This is a genomic window from Rhodoferax ferrireducens T118 (assembly GCF_000013605.1).
GTDB classification, from domain to species: Bacteria; Pseudomonadota; Gammaproteobacteria; order Burkholderiales; family Burkholderiaceae_C; genus Rhodoferax; species Rhodoferax ferrireducens.
Window position 1 is genome coordinate 359347 of record NC_007908.1, and the last position, 18224, is coordinate 377570.

The 18224-nt window shown below is 62.4% G+C and carries 15 protein-coding genes; 7 read left to right on the plus strand and 8 right to left on the minus strand.

Going from position 1 to position 18224, the window contains the following annotated elements; all coding sequences use genetic code 11:
- Nucleotides 1-5: 5 nt before the first annotated feature.
- The gene (locus tag RFER_RS01780; protein WP_011462685.1) at nucleotides 6-1238 is read left to right on the plus strand and encodes an MFS transporter; all 1233 of its coding nucleotides are present in this window, start codon (nucleotides 6-8) and stop codon (nucleotides 1236-1238) included.
- Between the two features lie 57 nt (nucleotides 1239-1295).
- Here RFER_RS01780 and RFER_RS24800 read toward each other — a convergent pair whose 3' ends face one another.
- The 5 genes from RFER_RS24800 to RFER_RS01800 all read right to left on the minus strand — a co-directional run bounded on the left by RFER_RS24800 (nucleotide 1296) and on the right by RFER_RS01800 (nucleotide 5045).
- A complete protein-coding gene (locus tag RFER_RS24800; RefSeq protein WP_279587691.1) occupies nucleotides 1296-1424 on the minus strand; it encodes a hypothetical protein in 129 nt (42 codons plus the stop codon).
- A 9-nt stretch (nucleotides 1425-1433) separates the two neighbouring features.
- On the minus strand, nucleotides 1434-2105 hold the full coding sequence (locus tag RFER_RS01785) for a methyltransferase family protein (RefSeq protein ID WP_011462686.1): 672 nt from the start codon (nucleotides 2103-2105) through the stop codon (nucleotides 1434-1436).
- A 22-nt stretch (nucleotides 2106-2127) separates the two neighbouring features.
- Nucleotides 2128-2610 carry a tetratricopeptide repeat protein gene (locus RFER_RS01790; RefSeq protein ID WP_011462687.1) on the minus strand — a complete coding sequence of 161 codons (483 nt, stop codon included), beginning with the start codon at nucleotides 2608-2610 and terminating at the stop codon, nucleotides 2128-2130.
- A gap of 192 nt (nucleotides 2611-2802) precedes the next feature.
- Entirely contained in the window at nucleotides 2803-3774 is a 972-nt protein-coding gene (locus RFER_RS01795; protein WP_011462688.1) for a patatin-like phospholipase family protein, read from the minus strand.
- A 56-nt stretch (nucleotides 3775-3830) separates the two neighbouring features.
- Nucleotides 3831-5045 (minus strand): 6-phosphofructokinase, encoded by a 1215-nt coding sequence (locus RFER_RS01800; protein WP_011462689.1) that lies wholly within the window; start codon nucleotides 5043-5045, stop codon nucleotides 3831-3833.
- 237 nt (nucleotides 5046-5282) lie between these two features.
- On the opposite strand from RFER_RS01800, the gene RFER_RS01805 reads away from it, so the two are divergent.
- Nucleotides 5283-5774 (plus strand): hemerythrin domain-containing protein, encoded by a 492-nt coding sequence (locus tag RFER_RS01805; RefSeq protein WP_011462690.1) that lies wholly within the window; start codon nucleotides 5283-5285, stop codon nucleotides 5772-5774.
- A gap of 19 nt (nucleotides 5775-5793) precedes the next feature.
- On the opposite strand, the gene RFER_RS01810 is transcribed toward RFER_RS01805, so the two are convergent.
- Nucleotides 5794-6747 (minus strand): chemotaxis protein, encoded by a 954-nt coding sequence (locus RFER_RS01810; protein ID WP_011462691.1) that lies wholly within the window; start codon nucleotides 6745-6747, stop codon nucleotides 5794-5796.
- Nucleotides 6748-6813: 66 nt separating this feature from the next.
- The gene (locus tag RFER_RS01815; protein WP_041790022.1) at nucleotides 6814-8031 is read right to left on the minus strand and encodes a murein transglycosylase A; all 1218 of its coding nucleotides are present in this window, start codon (nucleotides 8029-8031) and stop codon (nucleotides 6814-6816) included.
- Here RFER_RS01815 and RFER_RS23865 point away from each other — a divergent pair.
- Complete coding sequence (locus tag RFER_RS23865; protein WP_166485611.1) at nucleotides 7964-8128, plus strand: hypothetical protein; 165 nt, start codon at nucleotides 7964-7966, stop codon at nucleotides 8126-8128. The two genes, RFER_RS01815 and RFER_RS23865, sit on opposite strands and share 68 nt — an antisense overlap.
- A gap of 39 nt (nucleotides 8129-8167) precedes the next feature.
- Here RFER_RS23865 and RFER_RS01820 read toward each other — a convergent pair whose 3' ends face one another.
- Nucleotides 8168-12313, minus strand: a complete 4146-nt coding sequence (locus RFER_RS01820) for a YhdP family protein (protein WP_011462693.1) — start codon at nucleotides 12311-12313, stop codon at nucleotides 8168-8170.
- A gap of 27 nt (nucleotides 12314-12340) precedes the next feature.
- Between RFER_RS01820 and glnE the strand changes: the two genes are divergently transcribed.
- The 4 genes from glnE (at nucleotide 12341) to RFER_RS01840 (ending at nucleotide 18174) form a co-directional block, all read left to right on the plus strand.
- On the plus strand, nucleotides 12341-15058 hold the full coding sequence (gene glnE / locus RFER_RS01825) for a bifunctional [glutamate--ammonia ligase]-adenylyl-L-tyrosine phosphorylase/[glutamate--ammonia-ligase] adenylyltransferase (protein ID WP_244095782.1): 2718 nt from the start codon (nucleotides 12341-12343) through the stop codon (nucleotides 15056-15058).
- Nucleotides 15059-15211: 153 nt separating this feature from the next.
- Nucleotides 15212-17239 carry a ribonucleoside triphosphate reductase gene (locus tag RFER_RS01830; protein ID WP_011462695.1) on the plus strand — a complete coding sequence of 676 codons (2028 nt, stop codon included), beginning with the start codon at nucleotides 15212-15214 and terminating at the stop codon, nucleotides 17237-17239.
- A 1-nt stretch (nucleotide 17240) separates the two neighbouring features.
- Nucleotides 17241-17444 carry an anaerobic ribonucleoside-triphosphate reductase gene (gene nrdD, locus RFER_RS24805; RefSeq protein WP_011462696.1) on the plus strand — a complete coding sequence of 68 codons (204 nt, stop codon included), beginning with the start codon at nucleotides 17241-17243 and terminating at the stop codon, nucleotides 17442-17444.
- Nucleotides 17389-18174, plus strand: a complete 786-nt coding sequence (locus RFER_RS01840) for an anaerobic ribonucleoside-triphosphate reductase activating protein (RefSeq protein WP_084795417.1) — start codon at nucleotides 17389-17391, stop codon at nucleotides 18172-18174. The genes nrdD and RFER_RS01840 overlap by 56 nt, the downstream gene beginning before the upstream one ends.
- The last annotated feature ends 50 nt before the right edge of the window (nucleotides 18175-18224 follow it).

Here is an 18224-nt window from a genome sequence, read left to right on the forward strand (position 1 = left end):
GCCAGATGGATTTGAAAATTCTCTTCACGACGCGAGTCGTCCGCCTTTTTTGCTACGGCTTCCTGTCTCTCCTCTTGGCGCTTTATCTTGCGCAAGTCGGGCTGACGGACCCGCAAATCGGTTTGCTGTTCTCGCTCACGCTGGCGGGCGACGCCGCCGTTTCACTTTGGCTGACCACGTCCGCGGACCGGTTCGGCAGGCGGCGCACGTTGCAGATAGGCGCGCTGCTGATGCTGGGCGCGGGACTTGTGTTCATTCTGACGGATAACATTGTCTTGCTGATGGCTGCGGCCATCGTCGGTGTCATCAGCCCGAGCGGGAACGAGATCGGGCCTTTTCTGCCGGTCGAACAGGCCGGGCTGAGCCAGATCGTCCCGAGCCAGAAGCGCACGCAGGTCTTCGCCTGGTACAACCTGGCGGGCTCCTTTGCGACCGCGATGGGTGCGCTCTGCGGGGGCTGGGTGGTGCAGATTTTGCAGGGCCGGGGCTGGCTCGCGCTGGACGCGTACAGAGTGGTGCTGGGCGCTTACGCCGCCGGTGGCCTGGTTTTGACGCTGCTTTTTCTGACCCTGTCGCCAGCCGTTGAAGTGCAGGAGAGAGCCCCGGTCGGGACCCGGCTTGTCTTGGGGTTACACCGCTCGCGCGCCGTGGTGCTGCGCTTGTCGGCCTTGTTCGCGCTTGATGCCTTCGCGGGCGGCCTGATCCTGCAAAGCATGATCGCCTATTGGTTCCACATCAAGTTTGGTGTGGACACCGGCCTGTTGGGAAGCCTCTTTTTTGGTGCCAATGTTCTGGCCGGAATCTCGGCTTTGCTGGCGGTGCCCCTGGCAAAGCGCTTTGGATTGATCAACACCATGGTTTTCACCCATGTTCCCTCCAACCTGTTGCTGATCCTGGTTCCCTTGATGCCGAACCTGCCCTTGGCCATCGGCCTGCTGCTGGCGCGTTTCAGCATTTCGCAGATGGATGTGCCGACCCGGCAGTCGTACACCATGGCCGTTGTTTCGGCCGATGAGCGCTCGGCGGCCGCGGGTGTGACGGGCATCGCGCGCTCGGTCGGCGCATCGCTTGCGCCCGTGTTGACAGGCATCTTCCTGACCAATCCCGCCCTGTTCAGCCTGCCCTTCTTTCTCTGCGGCGGCCTCAAGCTCGTGTATGACCTGGCGCTTTATCGAAGTTTTAAGGCGGTCAAACCGCCGGAAGAAACTCTGTCCCAAAGCGGGGCCAAGTTTCCTTGACTGTCCGTGGTGCACGGGCCGAATCCGTCGTGAACACGTTGAGACATCGCCAGAGACTCACCGGCCGCGACGGCGCCTAAGCCAGTTCAGCGCCCGGCGCAGGCCCACCCCTGCCACGGCGATCACCAGCGGTACGCCCCAGAAGATCAGGGGGTCATAGAAATACAGGGCCATCTGGTCGAGCATCGCCTGCAATCAAGTGACCTGGCGGCGCCAGAAGCGCGGGCAAAAGGCACCCACCCGGATCCGGTAGCTCAGGTAGTCGTCGCCAAAAATCTTGACCATCCGCCGTTCCTCATAGTAGCCGCCGAGCAGCATATAGCCGGTATACATGAGGGTGTAGACGAGGTTGTTCGCCGAGGGCCCACTGGTCAGCAGAAAGAGCAGTCCACCGGCCAGCATCGGGTGGCGTACCCAGGCATAGACGCCCGTCGTCACCAATCGTTGCGAGCCAAAGAGCGCAACGGGCGTCGGCTCAACGGCCCTGCCGGCGAGCACGCGCAGTCCGCGCCAGGCCTGCTTGAGGCCGAGGAATTCAAGGTAATCGCTCTGAAGGAAGGCTGCATACAGCAGACCGATGGATCCGAGATGCAGGATTGTGAGGGCCTGCCAGAGCCAGTCCGGATAGTCAACAAGCCAAACATTGTTGCCGCCATTGCGACCCCACAGCAGCGCTGACACACCGCCGTAGAGCGCGCCAAAGCTGAGGCTGCAATAGGCCACGCGCCAGAAATGGTCCACCCAAAATGGGCTGGTCCAGCGGGCCAGCGCGTGCTTCAAGGGCTCGTGCGCACCGACCGAGTGGAAAACCGCGAACAGGACGAAGGCGACCAGCGCGGCCCCGTAATTTTCAAACAGCAAAGTCAAGGGCCTGCTGATGGGGCGTTGCTCAGCTCTTGGGCTTGGCCTGAAAGGCCCCGACCGCCTTGCTCAGATCATCGAATTCGGAGCATCCTTTTGGGCATAGGCTCTGAAGCTTGGCAAGTTGCTCACGCGCCTTGTCCGGTTCGCCAAGGTCGAGATACAGCTCACCCAGATATTCGATCGCGCCGCGATGGTTTGGGTTGAGCGCCAGCGCCTTCTGGTAAGCGGCCAGGGACTGGTCGAAATGGCGCAACTGACGCTGGCTGAAGCCGAGGTAGTTCCAGGCGTCGGCGTTGCGCGGTTCAGCCCGTGTCACTTTCTCGAACAGGGGCAGGGCGCGCTCGAAATCGCGCGCCTGCACGGCCTTCACACCCAATTCGAAATCGCTCGGCTGGGCTGCTTGCCGGGTCGGCGCTGGCCGCGAAGACGTACTGGGTGAACCCGCCGCCATCACGGCGGGGGCCAGGACGGTGGCCAGAACGACAGTCCACAGAGATTCGTTTTTCATGCGACTCTCCTATGAAGTTGATCGGCTTGCCGCTCCAGGGACGTCCGCAAAACCGCAATGGCAACGGCAAAACACAATCTACGCTTGGGCGTTTGTGCTGTCAATAAGCGGCTGACCTGAATCCACCGGTTTTGGAAGCTGAGCGTGGGGCAGAGCGCTGGACGCGCTGAACCGATCCGGCAACCGGGCGGTCTAAGGCCGGGCCACGGCGGTCCCCGATGTCTGTGTGACCTGCGGTTCGCCAAAGCGCGCCAGCTTCTCCTTAAGCGCGGGCATGACCCGGGCCGCCGCCTTTTCTCCCTCCAGCACTGCGATGTGGCGGGTCGTGAAATCAAGCACTTCCAGCTGCGCGATGTTGGGGCGGATCACCACGTCGGCCAATGGCAACTCGTAGCGTGCGATGGTCTGGCCCATGATGGTGACCGATTGCATCAGGATGTCAAAGGTGCTGTTGAGTTTGCTATTGAGCGGCTTGTCGGAGATGTCAACCGCGATCACGAAGGTGGCGCCCATCTCGCGCGCAAAGCGCACCGGCACCGGGCTGGACAGGCCGCCATCTACATACTCGTGGCCGCGGATGCTGACCGGCTGAAAGACACCCGGCACGCTGCTTGACGCCCGCACCGCCGTGCCGGTGTCGCCGACGCGAAACACGACCGGCTCGCCGCTGGCCAGATCGGTGGCGACCACGCCGAATTTCCTGGGCAGCTTTTCCAGCGGGCGGTTGCCCACCGCTGTGTTGACGAATCGGGCCAGCGCCTCGCCCTTGATCATGCCGCGGTCAGGCAGCACCCAGTCGCTGACCTGAAACTCGTTGAGTGGGATGGCCAGCGCCTGCAACTCGAAGCCGCTTTTGCCGGCGGCATAAAGTGCGCCGATCAATGAACCGGCACTGGTGCCAATCACCAGATCGGGCTTGATGCCCTGCGCTTCGAGTGCCTTGATGACCCCGATGTGGGCAAAACCCTTGGCAGCGCCGCCGCCGAGCACCAGGCCGATGACCGGTTTTGCTTTGGCCGCCGGTGTTGCAACCGGCATCGGCGTCGGCGCCGCAAGTGGTGGCGCACTGCCGCAACCACCGAGCAGCAACATCAGTCCCAGCCACGCAGCTGGCAAGGTTCGCCAGGGCTTGCCCGACTGTCTCAAGGTTCGATCTGATGTCATTTTGCTACCAAATATATAGCTAAGTATGTATATTGTACGGGGGCTAGAGGTCAATTTTATCTATGAAGTACCTTGGCCACGGGATTGTGGCGCAGCCGGAAGGCGTCGGGCATGCCGGACCCCAGCAACGGGCGCAGGTACATGCGAAACGCATCGGTCACATCGGTGCCGCTGGCGGCGATAAATTCGTCTTCCATCACCCGTGTCTTGCCAGCCACCGCGTCAAGGGGCAGCAGCTCATAGTCGACCGAGTAAAAACCGGTGCGCTTGATCGCCACCGAGCCGTCGTGCCCGCCCCACATCGCAAACTGCACGGCTTTCTCGCCGACCTCACGGGCTTCGCGTTGATCGACATCGGACACGCAGCCGATGAACGATCGCTGCAGGTAGCCAAAGGTGTCGCCACGCACGCGTTTGATCTTGAGTCTGGCCTTGATCTCGTCACACAGCAAGTCGGCCAGCGCGCCGTTGCCCGAGAGCTGCACATTGCCGTGCGCGTCGTGCTCCATTTCCTTGGCCAACAGCGCGGCAATCGGCGTGCCTTGGGCGTCATGAATGCCTTCGGACACGGCGATGACGCAGCGACCATAGCGCTCGTAGGTGGTCTTGACATCGAGCAGAAATTGTTCCAGCACAAAGGTGCGCTCGGGCAGGTAGATCAAGTGCGGCCCGTCATCCGGGAACTTCTTGCCCAAGGCGGACGCCGCGGTCAAAAAACCGGCATGGCGCCCCATCACCACCCCTACGTAGACGCCGGGCAGTGCCGCATTGTCCAGGTTGGCCCCGGCAAAGGCTTGCGCCACAAAGCGCGCCGCCGAGGGGAAGCCCGGTGTGTGGTCGTTGCCCACCAGGTCGTTGTCGATGGTCTTGGGGATGTGAATGCTGCGCAAGGGGTAGCCGGCTTTTTGTGCTTCCTGGCTGACGATACGCACCGTGTCGCTGGAGTCGTTGCCGCCGATGTAGAAGAAGTGTTCGATCTGATGCGCCTGCAACACCCTGAAAATCTCCTGGCAATAGGCGATATCAGGCTTGTCGCGGGTCGAACCCAGGGCGCTTGAGGGCGTGTTGGCTACCAGTTCCAGGTTGTGGCTGGTCTCCTGGGTGAGATCCACAAACTCTTCATCAACGATGCCGCGCACGCCATGGCGCGCGCCATAGATGTGCGCCACCTGGCTAAAGCGGCGCGCCTCCAGCGCCACGCCGACCAGCGACTGATTGATCACTGCCGTGGGGCCGCCACCTTGGGCGACGAGTATTTTTCCGGATGCCATGGGGTGTCCTCGAGAGTTGGATGAATGCTTGGTTTCTATTGGGTGATTGTGCCCTTGAAACGGCAGCCGGTCGGTGGCGTGCTGATGGCGCTGCGTCAATCCTGCAAGCGCTTGACTTGGCTCAAGCGTGGCCACAGGCCCTTGTTGATAATGGGGGTCAGGCAGAAATCTTGCGCGCCAGCCCGCAGTTGTGCATCCACAAGCTCTGCCCCCAATTGATTAAATAGGATGTCAACCATGAGCGCCTTTCCCGAACCCTTCAGCTTTGTAACGCTGGATGCCTGTCACCAGCAAATGCAGATGCATCTGGCTGAGTTGGCAGCACTGGTGCGGCAGATGGAAACCTCAGGCGTGGATGCCAAAGCCCAGCACCAGGCCGGGGCCATCGAAGCCTTCTTCTCCAGCACCGCGCGCCAGCACCATGCCGAGGAGGAGAAGAACGTGTTTCCGCCACTGTTGCTCAGCGGTAATGCCGACCTGGTGGCGGCCGTGCATGCCCTGCACCAGGACCATGGCTGGATCGAAGAAAACTGGATCGAGCTGGGGCCGCAGCTGCGCGCCATTGCCCTGGGCAACAACTGGTTTGACGCCGACGAGTTCAAGCACGGTGCCGAGGTGTTCGTGGCGCTGTGCCAGGAACATATCGCACTGGAAGAAGCCCTGGTCTACCCCGAAGCCAAGGCACGCCTGGCACAGGCCATGGCCAGCCGATCCAAGCGAGCACCTTGATGACCGGCGGTGTTGGCCGTCAACGCGTCAACACTTGGCGAATGGTAGCGGCCAGCTCTTCGGCGACAAACTTGGCCACGTAAGCGTCGGCGCCCACGCTCTTGACATGGCCTTCGTTGGCGCTGCCGGTCAGAGACGAGTGAATCACGACCGGGATTGACCTGAAGCGCACATCCTGCTTGATGTTGCGCGTGAGCGTAAAGCCGTCCATCTCGGGCATCTCCAGGTCGGTCAGGACCAGGGCCACTTTGTCCTGTGCGGTCTTGCCTTCGGTCGCGGCTTGCACCGACAGGGCCTGCAATCGGTCCCACGCTTCCTGGCCCGTTTTGGCCATGATGTAAGGGACCTCCATGGCTGTGAGGCCCTGCTCGATCATCATGCGGGCGACCGCCGAATCATCGGCGGCCAAAATCACCGTGCCGGGCGGCAACTGCAATTTTGGCAGCATGGCGTCGTCGTTCAGTGCCTGAGGCGGTGGCGGAAACACGTCGCGCAGGATCTGCTCCACATCGAGCACCTGCGCCAGCCGGGTGTTCTCGGCGTTGCCGTCGAGCCGGGCGATGCTGGTCACCAGGCCACCCCCGTTGCCTTCGGCCGACAGCACGTGCTTCCACTCCAGCCGGACAATCTCATTGACTTCCTCCACCGCAAACGCCTGGGTGGTGCGGGCAAATTCGGTGACCAGCAAAATGCCCAGGCCCTGGGTCGGATTGCAGCCGGTCACGGCTGGCAGGTTGATGACCGGAATCATCTGACCCCGAATATTGGCCACCCCCATGACCGCAGGCGGCGCATTGACCATGACAGTGATCTCGGGCATCACCATGATCTCGCGCACCTTGAACACATTGATGCCAAACAACTCGCGCCGCTGCGAGCCCGGGGCCTGACCCAAACGAAACAAAAGCAACTCAAACATGCTGTTGCCGGTCAGATTGGTTCGCTCGTCAATATCGCGCATGGCTTGGTTCATAAATTCATTCGTTTTGGGCAATGGGGCGAAAAAATCCGCTGACGTCGATGGTAACTTGCGGGGGACCTACTTGGGCCACAGCACCCACAGGCGCAAGGGCTGCTTGAGACGACCGGCCAGTTCGGCGGCAACAGGGCCCCAGCCGGCAAAGTAGTCAGCGCGCACGCCGCCCACGATGGCGCTGCCAGTGTCTTGCGCCAGCACCAGCTTTTGCAGGTTGAGGCCAGGGCCATGGGAGGCCAGCCACACGGGCGTGCCATAGGGAATGCTGCCCGGGTCCACCGCAATCGAGCGACCGGGTGTCAGCGGCACGCCCTGAGCCCCTTTGGGCCCCCAGGCCGCATCGAGTTCCGACATGGCCTCTTCGCGGAAAAACACGGTGCGTGGATTGCTCCACAACAATTCATTCACGCGACCCGGGTTTTGTGCCAGCCAGGCCTTGATGGCGGGCCACGAGGCGTCACGCACCGCCCCTTGATCGAGCAACCAGCGGCCCACGCTTTTATACGGTTGCCCGTTGGAGCCCGCGTACGCCAGACGCGCCAGGGTTTGACTGCCGTCGGGTTGGCGGATGCGCACCCGCCCGGAGCCTTGTATCTGCAACACCAGGGCATCGATCGGGTCGCTTAGAAACACAATTTCACGCCCCTTGAGCGCCGCCTGCGCCCGCGCCGAGGTGTCAATCTGCTCGCGTGTGTACCAAGGCAGGTTTTGCGCCAGACCCGGCGGCGGCTGGTACAAAGGCACGCTGAAGTCAGCGCTGGCGCTGCGTGTGGCGTCCAGCACCGGTTCGAAATAAGCGGTCAGCAGGCCCTCTGCGTCACCCGCCAAAGTGTCGATTCGGTACGGCTGCAGCCGGGCCTGCAGCCAGGCCCGGCGCTGTGGCTCGTCGCCGATGCTCAAGCGCCGCACCTCGCTGCACAAGGGCGCAAACACCGGGCCCGGTCGCTCGCAGCTTTTGATCCAGGCGTTCCAGGCTTCAAACAAGGTGTCGTCCTCGAACCCAGGCAATTCTGCCCAACGCACCGCTGTCCAGCGGCTTTTGGCGCGCACGATGGGCTCGGGCAGGGGCCCGGCATCGTCAGGCCGGGCGCCGACGGGCGGCGCGGCCATTTCCGTGGGCGCAGCGGGTTGCTGAGGCGGTATCGGCACGCTGCTGCATGCGACGAGCATCCCTACAATCCAGGTATTTAAGACCGTACTTCGGAGTCGATTCATGAGTTTGCTCTTACTGGAGGCGCTGGGAGCCTTGCTGCTGCTGCTGCTGATTGTCTGGTGGACCATGTTTTCCGGGCGCCGCCGGGGTGAATTGCCAGCGGCGCCGACCACCCCCGATGACGCCGCCGCGCCAAAGTCAACATCGTCGGTTGAAAAGACCTGACGCCGCCTGGACACAAAGGACACCATAAGCCCATGATCGTCAGCGCGGCGCGACATTTGCGCCCCCGGTCTTGCGCTGCACTCGGTTGATTTGGGGGTCGGCCCAACTGCCGTCAATGTGAAACTCCTGGGTGGCGGCCTCAGTCAGCGGCTTGCGCAAGAACATTTGGGCCAAAAAAGTGCCAATTCCGATCGCCGGGTTGATGACCGTGGCAATCAGCGATGCCGTGCCGGCATTGATCTCCGGCACCACGATCACTTTGAGATCCTGGGTTTCCTTTTCAATGTCGGCGCGCCCCTCCATCAGGACCGCCGCATTGACACCCTTCATCTGCAAATTGTTGGTTTTGGCAATCCCCTGTTCGATGGTGACATCACCCCGCACAAAGTCAAAAGAAAAACCTTCGCTGAAGACGTCCCTGAAATCAAGCGTCAGGCGGCGCGGCAAAGCCTGCAGGCTCAAGACGCCCAGCAACTTGGCCATGCCCGGGTCGGCTTTCAAGAACTGACCCGACTCCATGTTGACGGTGAACGCACCCGTCATGGACGGGTAGTCAAGACTGATCGGCGAGCCCATCCAGGCCACTTGCCCTTCCATCTGGCCGCGGCCTTTTCGGACCACGCCCGGCATGCCGAATCGCGTCAACAATTCACCACCGTCAGCAACGGCCAGCTTGAAATTCATGACCGTGCGCCGACGCGCGTTCGCTTTCGGCGGGGTCAGCGCGCCCAGTGCCGCCCAGTTGCCGGTGGCTGTGAGCACCGCTTCCGGTGCAATGATGTTGAATTTGTTCAGCCGCCATTCGCGTGCCAGATTCCCTGGCGCCACCGCGCTGCTGCCCCGGTTGATTGCCTCCACCTCGACGCGTCCGAGGCGTTTGCCGCGCAACTCAAAGTCTTCCACCACAATATCAAGCGCCGGAATGCCTGCTGGTTGCTCTTCGAGCAGCGCCTCCATGTCGCGGGCGGTACTGGGGGCAATGGTCAGCCGGGCGAGTCGGGCATACAAGCGACCTTCCCCGAGGTCCGAGGGTTGGCGATATTCCAGGTAGCCGTTGAGTTCGGTCGCGGCCAGATTGGCCCGCCAAAGCATCCCCTCGCGCGAACCGCCGACCACGACGTTGTGCAGCGTGCGCCCGCCAAACGTCAAGGTCTGTGCCCGCACGGCCATGCTGGTGGGCAGATAGCTCAGGGCTGCGCTCGCTGCCCCGGCGGCACCCGGCGTTGCTTGCGGCGTTGCCGTGGCCAGTGCCGCGTCGGTCAGCGAGCTGCCCGCTGCACGTTCCAGCAGTGCGCCCCAAGCGTCCAGATCAACGGTGCTCAGGTTGATGTTGGCCACCACCCCCTCGTCGGGCAAGGTCGCTGACTCTTGCGGCGACAAGCCAACACCGATGCTGCCGCGCGTCACGCGTGGCTCCGGCCCCGAGAGATCGCGGATATAGCTGATGGAAGCGAGCGGCCCCAGATTCAGCGTCAGCTGGTCGCGCATGGGTGGTGCCGCGCCCCGCCCGGGCGGCAAAGCCTGCGCCAGCAGCGCGGTTTCCAGCCGAAACGGCAGCAGTGCCTGTGCACTCTTGTTCAAGGGTGCCGGCAGGCTCAGGCTCAGCCCCTGCAAATTGCTGCTGACCGTGAGCTCAGGCGCGCCGCCGCGAAAACCCAGCACGGCGGTGTAAGCCGTACTGCCACTGGCATGCTGGGCCATGCGCGCTGCAAAGCCGAGCTCTTGGGCCTGGCGCAAACCTTCGGCCGAGACCGTGCCGCTGGCGCGTATCAGCACGGAGGTCGCGGCGCGACTGGCCGTGGCGCCTGCCGGTGCCACCGAGCCCCCCTCCAGACGCGCCTCACCGCCCAGGAGACGTGCCTGGCCTCCAACAATCGAAAACCCGCTGTCAGAGAAATTCACGACACCCCGGGCCCCGGTCAACTTAGGCGTCTCGGGGGTGATCTGAAAGTCGTTATTACGCAGCGTGACGCTGCCCAGCACTGTTGATTTTTCCAGGGCTGCGATGGGCAGGCTCAGTTTCAACTTGTAATCAGCGCTGCCACTCGCCACGGCCCGGTCCAATGCGTTGCCGATCATGGACCCTAACGGGGAGCCCTTGACGATACCCAGCGCCTCGGCCAATGCGCCTTGAACTTCGGCCGTCACTGTCACCGTGGCGTTGCTCAACTCGGCGATCAAAGCGTCGACCTTGCTGACCTGCAAGTTGGACGCCGCCCCCATCCTGGCGTGCGCGCCTCTGACCTGCAACTGCGCCCGGTCAAACACCAGTTCGCCACTGAGCTGTGTCAAAGCCGGCCAAGGCAGGGCCTGCGCAGCCTGGATACTGCGCGGCACGTAGACCAGGGTGGCGTTCTTCACGTCGGCTGAAACCCGGAATTCCCCTTGTTTGGGGTCTCGAAAGGGCATGTTATTCAAATCACCCTTGACCCGGGCCTTGACGCCGCTGGCCGTCCCGGCCGTCACCGCATCACGCACATAGTCACGTACCGGCCGTCCGATCAGGCTGGGCAAATAGCGGTGCACGCGCGTTCCATCGGCACGACTCAGGGTAGCCTGCAGATCGAGTACGCCCGGAAACCGGGAGTGGCCACTGGACTTGGCTGGGTCACTGGTCTCCCACTTAATTTGCGCCTCGCCCTGGGCGTCGGCATTGCTGAACTTGAGGTTGGGCAGTTGCACGGCAATATGGTCGCCCTTGACCTGCCACTTGGCCTCGGTGGACAACTGTGTGACGGGAATCACCGGCTCATCAAAGATCCCGGGTACCACCACGGCGCCGTTGCTCAGGCTGATGCTGGCTTTGCCAGAGGATTGGTTGAAGTCAAAATCAATGCTGGCACCGCGAACGCCCGGTGAGTCCTGCGGCGGCAGTCCTTGGCCAGGCGCCATGTTGAGCGTGTTCGCGGCCAGCTCCAGCTGATTGACCAGGCCCTTGGCTGCATACTGGCTGAAGGCGCCCATCGGGCCCTGCCAACTGGCCTGGATCCGTTCCACCAGACCCTTGGGGGCGTAGGTCAGCAGCGCCGCGCGGGTCACCGGGTCAATCGGCAAGCGGTCGGCAATCTGCGACAGGGCTTGCAGGTCCAGCTTGTCGGCCTTGAGTTCGCCGCGTGCGGCAACCCGGCCCTCGGCAGCGGTGTAATCAACCGAGACATTACCACCTGGCCAGCGCAAGCCGTCACGGGTGTCAAATGCCAGCGCTTGGGTTGAAAGCTGAAAACCGTTCGCTGGCAGGCGCCCACTCAGACGCCCGCTGACTGACAGCAGTTCCAGCGCCTGCAATTGCGCGCCCAGGGTGACATTGACCTCCGACAAGGCCACGTCGGCTGTGCCGCCTGTCACCTGGCCCCGGCTGACATCGACCCAGGCGCGCAGCGCGCCCTTGCCCTGGCGCAGATCGACGCCGACATCGGCGTAGCGCTGCAGCTCGGACAGGTCCACCCGCGCAAAGGCGGCGTAGAGCTGGCCTTGCCAGTCTCGCCAATGGCCTCTATGGCGTGACAACAAGGGCTGCGTCATCAGTCCCCGCACGCTGAAGCGCTCGCCCCACAGCGGCGGCGGCGTGGCATCGAACCGAAGGTTGTGGCGGCGGCCCGCATTGCGCACCACCAGGTCTACCTGTTGCAGCGCCAGCGTCGGCGCGGCCCGCAATTCATCGGTCCACAAAATGCTGCCGTCGCGAATGACAAATTCGAGTTGCGAAAAGAACCAGTCGACTGCACTACTCCCGGTGTCACTGGTTTGGGAGAAATCGAGCCCTGCCACGCGAATTTTTCCGTCCAAGGCTCGCCGGATACTGAGCTGTGGCCGTTCCACATACAGTTGCTCAAAGCCCAGGCGCCAGACCGAGCGGGGCGACAGCGCGGCCAGAACCCGCGGCAAGCGCAAGGCTTCCCGGCCCTGCTCGTCAAACAACTCGACATCGGTCAGTTCGAACGACGGAATCATGCCGCTCGATTGGGCCGTAATGGCGCCAATGCGCACCGGCACCCCCAGTGCCCGCGCGGCGTAGGCTTCCAGCTGCGGGCGAAATTCGCCGATTCGCGGCACAATCAGCCAGTGCAATGCCCCCCAGGTCAGCCCGAAAACAAACCACGCAGCCAACACCAGTCCCAGCGACCAGCGGGCCACGATGGTCCAGGTTTTCAGCAGTGAGGATGGGACGGGTGTCAAGTCAATCATTGTGAGCTTGTAAATATGACAGGAATTATGACCGGCCCCGCTTTGTCAGCGCACTCGCGTTTTGGCCAGCGTATTCGTCGCCGATTTGAGAGCCAGCTGCATTTGTTACCCCCAGGTCTGCCAAGCCCGGCGTCGATGGCGCAGGCCTGTGACGCCTTGCGCGCGCTGGGCCTGGACAGCGCCAGCGCTTTGCGCACCACCCGCCAGCTGGTGCTGGAGCGCTTGCTGTGCCTGGACTGCGACCAGCAAGCGCCGTTGCAGCAGGTGACGCAGGCCATGACCGACCTGGCCGAGTTCGCGCTGAACACTGCCTGCGCCGAGGTGGAGCTGACACTGGACCAGACCCACGGCGCGCCCACGACCGCAGCGGGTGCGCGCGCGCAACTCTGGATCGTCGGCATGGGCAAGCTCGGTGCGCGTGAGCTCAACGTGTCGAGCGACATCGACCTGATCTACGTTTACGACGAAGACGGCGACACCGCCGGCGATAGCCAGGGGCGTGGCCGCATTTCAAATCAGGAATATTTTGCCAAGGCGGTGCGGGCTATTTACGCGCTGGTGGGCGACACCACGGAGCACGGCTTTGTGTTTCGGGTTGATCTGGCGCTGCGACCCAACGGCAATTCAGGGCCACCTGCCGTGTCGTTGGACGCGCTGGAACAATACCTGCATGTGCAGGGCCGGGAGTGGGAACGATTTGCCTGGCTCAAGAGCCGGGTCGTGGCCCCGCTGGGCTGTGTGGCGGACGGCTCGACCCTGGCGTTGCGTAACGTGGTGATGCCGTTTGTGTTCCGGCGCTATCTTGACTACAGCGTGTTTGATGCGTTGCGCGTGCTGCACCGGCAGATTCGCGAACATGCCAGCAAACGCAGCGCCGGGCACCCGGAGCGGGCCAACGACGTCAAGCTGTCGCGTGGCGGCATTCGTGAAATCGAGTTCATTGTTCAATTACTGCAGGTGGTGCGCGGTGGGCAATTTCCCGAGCTCAGAACGCGTGCCACGCTGAGAGCGCTGCCGCGGCTGGTCAAAGCGGGACTGATGCCGAAAAACACGGCGCAGGCACTGGCCGATGCCTATGTCTTTTTGCGCCAGGTCGAGCACCGGATTCAGTACCTGGACGACCAGCAAACCCATGTGTTGCCCACGCAGGACCAGGATCTGACCTGGATCGCCAGCACCCTGGGTTTTGCCACCGCGTGCCAGCTCTTGCACCAGCTCGACGCGCACCGCGAAGTGGTGGCCGAAGAATTTGACAAACTGCTCGGCGGCGGGGCGGATCAGAGCTGCAAGGGCTGCAACGGGGGCAATGGCGCCAAGTCGGCCGCCGCACCCGGCTTTGACGAAGTGCTTGAACAACTGGCTGATCAGTTCCGCCAGCGGGTGGCCAACTGGCGCGAGCACCCGCGGGTGCTGGCTTTGAAAGAAGAATCGCGCACCCGGCTGCTGCGTCTCATTGCGCGCACCGCCCAGTGGGTGCGCGAAGGCCGAGCAACCGAAGCCGCTGCCGTACGCCTGGTGGACTGGATGGAGCCGCTGTTACGGCGTGAAAGCTACCTGGCCCTGTTGCTGGAGCGACCCAACGTGCACGAGCGCTTGCTGCGCCTGCTCGATGCGGCGCGCTGGCCGGCGCGCTATTTGCTGCTGCACCCGGGTGTGATCGATGAGTTGGCCAGCGCCGACTTCCTGGATGAGCGCTTCTCTGCCAGCGATTTCGAGCATGAACTCGATCACCGACGTGCCGCGCTGGCGGGCACCGGCGAAGACGATGACGAAACCCTGCTCAATTTGCTGCGCCGCGCGCATCACGCCGAGGTGTTTCGTACCCTGGCGCGTGATGTGGAAGGCAAGTTGACGGTCGAGGCGGTCGCTGATGACTTGAGTTCACTCGCTGAGGCGGTCCTGCGCGTGACCACCCGCTGGTGCTGGAGTCGCCTGAAAAACAGGCACCGGGAAACACCACAATTTGCCATCATCGCCTACGGCAAGCTCGGCGGCAAGGAACTTGGCTATGGCAGCGATCTGGACCTTGTGTTCGTCTTTGACGACGATGATGAGCGCGCTCCGGAAGTCTATGCCAGCCTGGTGCGCAAATTGATCAACTGGCTGACGGTTAAAACCGGCGAGGGCGACCTGTACGAGATAGACACCGCGTTGCGCCCCAACGGCAACGCCGGGCTCTTGATCACCAGCTTTGACGCCTACGCCAACTACCAGCAGCAGCGTGGCTCTAACACTGCCTGGACCTGGGAGCACCAGGCCATGACGCGGGCCCGGTTTGTGCTGGGCGACGACACGCTGCGCCAGCGTTTTGATGTCATTCGCAAATCGGTCATCTCCGCGCCGCGCCAGGCAGAGGGCCTGAAAACAGAAATCAAGGCGATGCGGGAGCGGCTGCGCGACGCCCATGCTGGCAAAGAGGGGTATTTTGACGTCAAGTACAGCCCCGGCGGCATGATCGATGCGGAATTCGTCATGCAGTATCTGGTGTTGTCGCAGTCGGCGCAGCTACCCGAGTTGCTTGACAACTTGGGCAACATTGCCCTGCTTGAGCGCGCGGAAGTGATGGGCCTGTTGCCCGTCGGTGTCGGCCATGCGGCGGCCAGCGCCTACCGTACCCTGCGCCAGGTGCAGCACCGCGCACGCTTGAATGATGAGCCCTACCAGGTTCGTCTGCCGCAACTGCAGGCCGAGCGCGATGCGGTGCTGGCGCTGTGGCACGCGGTGTTCGGCGCCGCGCTCCCTTGAGTCCCGGCCTGGCTGGGTCCGGGTTTGCCCATTTGCTGATTTGGATCAACCGCAGACAGAAAGATTCTCTTGACAGGGTCAAATCTATCCAAACGCTACATTTAGTGGTTAATATCCTGTTCCACACTACCTATAGTGTTCAAAGGGAACAAGATGAGCGCAACAAAGCCACCCGTTTTCAGCCACATCATCAAACGCGACGGTGGCATCAAGCCGTTTGACGGCGCCAAAATAGCCCACGCCCTGGCACGCGCCGCCCAGGTCAGCGGTGAGTTTGACGATACCGAGGCGCAGCGACTGACCCACTACCTGGTGCTTCCAAAAATCAAGGTACACGGTCAAGTCACCCCGCACATTGAGCAGATTCAGGACGCGGTCGAATCTGCCCTGTTTGACGCCGGTTACCCCAAGACGCTGCGCGCCTACATCGTTTATCGCGAGCAGCACCACAAATTGCGCAGCGATCGCAAAACCCTGGTTGATGTCGAGTCGAGCATGAACGAGTACCTGCAGCAGTTGGACTGGCGCGTCAACGCCAATGCCAACCAGGGCTACTCGCTCGGTGGACTGATCCTCAACGTCTCGGGCAAGGTCATTGCCAATTACTGGCTCAATCACGTCTACCCGCCCGAAGTCGGCGCCGCGCACCGCAGTGCGGCGATCCACATTCACGACCTGGACATGCTCGCCGGTTATTGTGCGGGCTGGTCGCTGCGCACGCTGCTGCATGAAGGCCTGAATGGCGTGCCGGGCAAGGTCGAATCGGGGCCCCCGAAGCACCTGTCGAGCGCGGTCGGACAGATCGTCAACTTCCTGGGCACGCTGCAAAATGAGTGGGCCGGGGCGCAAGCCTTCAGTTCCTTCGACACCTACATGGCACCTTACGTCCGGCAGGACAAACTGAGCTACGACGAGGTCCGCCAGAGCCTGCAAGAGCTGATCTACAACCTCAATGTGCCCTCGCGCTGGGGCACGCAAACGCCTTTTACCAACCTGACCTTTGACTGGGTCTGTCCGCAAGACTTGCGCGAGCAAATTCCCGTGATTGCGGGAAAGGAGATGGCGTTCAGCTACGGTGAACTGCAGCCTGAGATGGACATGATCAACCGTGCCTACATTGAAATCATGATGGCCGGGGATGCCAAGGGGAGGGTGTTTACCTTCCCGATTCCGACCTACAACATCACCGAAGACTTTGACTGGTACAGCACCAATGCGGAGCTGCTGTTCGAAATGACCGCCAAATACGGTTTGCCCTACTTCCAGAATTTCATCAATTCGGAACTCAAGCCCAACATGATCCGCTCCATGTGCTGTCGCCTGCAGCTGGACCTGCGCGAGCTGCTCAAGCGCGGCAACGGCCTGTTCGGCTCGGCCGAGCAGACCGGCTCGCTCGGCGTGGTCACGATCAACTGCGCGCGCTTGGGGTATCTGCACCGCGGCGACGAAGCGGCCATGCTGGCGGCGCTTGACGCCCTGCTGGAACTCGGCCGCGACAGCCTGGAGATCAAGCGCAAGGTGATCCAGCGCCACATGGACAACGGCCTGTTCCCCTACACCAAGCGCTACCTGGGCACGCTGCGCAACCACTTCTCCACGCTGGGGGTGAACGGTATCAACGAGATGATCCGCAACTTCACGCAGGACAAGTACGACATCAGCGGCGAGTGGGGTCACGCTTTTGCGGTGCGCCTGCTCGACCATGTGCGCGCCCGCATGCTCGAATTCCAGGACCAGACCGGCCACATGTACAACCTGGAGGCGACACCGGCCGAAGGCACGACCTACCGCTTTGCCAAGGAAGACGCCAAACAGTTCCCGGACATCCTGCAGGCGGGCACCAAGGACATGCCCTACTACACCAACTCCAGCCAACTGCCGGTGGGCTTTACCGACGATCCGTTTGAGGCGCTGGAACTGCAGGACGATCTGCAGCGCAAGTACACCGGCGGCACCGTCTTGCACCTGTACATGACCGAGCCCCTGAGCAGCGCCGAGGCCTGCCGCCAACTGGTCAAGCGTTCGCTGTCGCGTTTTCACCTGCCCTACATCACCGTGACGCCCACCTTTTCGATCTGCCCGAAACATGGCTACCTGGGCGGACGGCATGACTTTTGCCCCAAATGCGACGCCGACCTCATTTCGCGCAAACAACTCGAAACCAATACCCAAGGAGACTGACATGACCGATCTAAGCGAACAACAATTGCTGACCCCCCAAGCTGTCGTACTGCGCGACGACGAACGCCAGCGCTGCGAGGTGTGGACCCGCGTGATGGGCTACCACCGCCCCATGTCGTCCTTCAACACCGGCAAAAAAGGCGAGTTCCATGAGCGCACTTACTTTGACGAGCGCTGCTGCAGCCCGAGTCAGCCCGACGCCTGATCGGGTCGATGCGTTGGCGGCCGGCGCGCCAGCGCTCACCCTCAAAGTAGGCGGCATCACACCGTTCAGCGCTACCGACTATCCCGGCAAACTCGCCGCCGTGGTATTTGTCCAAGGTTGCCCGTGGCGCTGCGGCTACTGCCACAACCCGCATCTGCAGCCACGCACCGGCAGCAGCCTGGTGTCATGGAGCGCCGTGCTTGCCTTATTGAAGCGGCGTGTCGGGCTGATTGATGCCGTCGTCTTCAGCGGTGGCGAGCCGACCATGGACCCCGGTCTGCTTGATGCCATGCGTGCGGTGCGCTCACTCGGTTTTGGCGTTGGCCTGCATAGCGCCGGCATGTACCCGCGGCGTTTGGCCGAGGTGCTGGAGTTGGTGGATTGGGTCGGCCTGGATGTCAAGTCATCATGGCCGGGCTACGACGCCATCACCGGCATCGCTGACAGCGCTCGCCAGGCCCGCGCTAGCGCACAGCTCGTGCTGGCCAGCGGCATCGCGCACGAATTTCGCACCACGGTGCATCCCGCGCTGCACACCGAAGCCGACATCCTGGCGCTGGCGAAAACCTTGCAGGCCATGGGCGTGCGCCACTATGTGCTGCAGGTATTTCGCGCGACCGGCTGTGGCGATGCCCGACTCAATGCCGGGTCCACCCTGGGTTACCCCGGCGCTGAGCTGCTGGCCCAGGTGGCGGCCCTGTTTGACAGCTTTACCTTGCGCCAAGTCTGACGGCATCAAGTAGTAACATTAGGCAATCAGGGTAAACCCTGATCACTTTT

Excerpts from the sequence above, each read along its gene's own strand:
- RFER_RS01830 (WP_011462695.1), top strand. The coding sequence starts at position 15,212 with ATGAGCGCAACAAAGCCACCCGTTTTCAGCCACATCATCAAACGCGAC.
- RFER_RS01810 (WP_011462691.1), bottom strand. The coding sequence starts at position 6,747 with ATGAACCAAGCCATGCGCGATATTGACGAGCGAACCAATCTGACCGGC.
- RFER_RS23865 (WP_166485611.1), top strand. The coding sequence starts at position 7,964 with ATGAGTTTGCTCTTACTGGAGGCGCTGGGAGCCTTGCTGCTGCTGCTG.
- RFER_RS01820 (WP_011462693.1), bottom strand. The coding sequence starts at position 12,313 with ATGATTGACTTGACACCCGTCCCATCCTCACTGCTGAAAACCTGGACC.
- RFER_RS24800 (WP_279587691.1), bottom strand. The coding sequence starts at position 1,424 with ATGCTCGACCAGATGGCCCTGTATTTCTATGACCCCCTGATCTTCTGG.
- RFER_RS01805 (WP_011462690.1), top strand. The coding sequence starts at position 5,283 with ATGAGCGCCTTTCCCGAACCCTTCAGCTTTGTAACGCTGGATGCCTGT.
- RFER_RS01815 (WP_041790022.1), bottom strand. The coding sequence starts at position 8,031 with ATGGTCCACCAGACAATCAGCAGCAGCAGCAGCAAGGCTCCCAGCGCC.
- RFER_RS01800 (WP_011462689.1), bottom strand. The coding sequence starts at position 5,045 with ATGGCATCCGGAAAAATACTCGTCGCCCAAGGTGGCGGCCCCACGGCA.
- RFER_RS01780 (WP_011462685.1), top strand. The coding sequence starts at position 6 with ATGGATTTGAAAATTCTCTTCACGACGCGAGTCGTCCGCCTTTTTTGC.
- RFER_RS01840 (WP_084795417.1), top strand. The coding sequence starts at position 17,389 with ATGAGCGCACTTACTTTGACGAGCGCTGCTGCAGCCCGAGTCAGCCCG.
- nrdD (WP_011462696.1), top strand. The coding sequence starts at position 17,241 with ATGACCGATCTAAGCGAACAACAATTGCTGACCCCCCAAGCTGTCGTA.
- RFER_RS01790 (WP_011462687.1), bottom strand. The coding sequence starts at position 2,610 with ATGAAAAACGAATCTCTGTGGACTGTCGTTCTGGCCACCGTCCTGGCC.
- glnE (WP_244095782.1), top strand. The coding sequence starts at position 12,341 with ATGACCGGCCCCGCTTTGTCAGCGCACTCGCGTTTTGGCCAGCGTATT.
- RFER_RS01795 (WP_011462688.1), bottom strand. The coding sequence starts at position 3,774 with ATGACATCAGATCGAACCTTGAGACAGTCGGGCAAGCCCTGGCGAACC.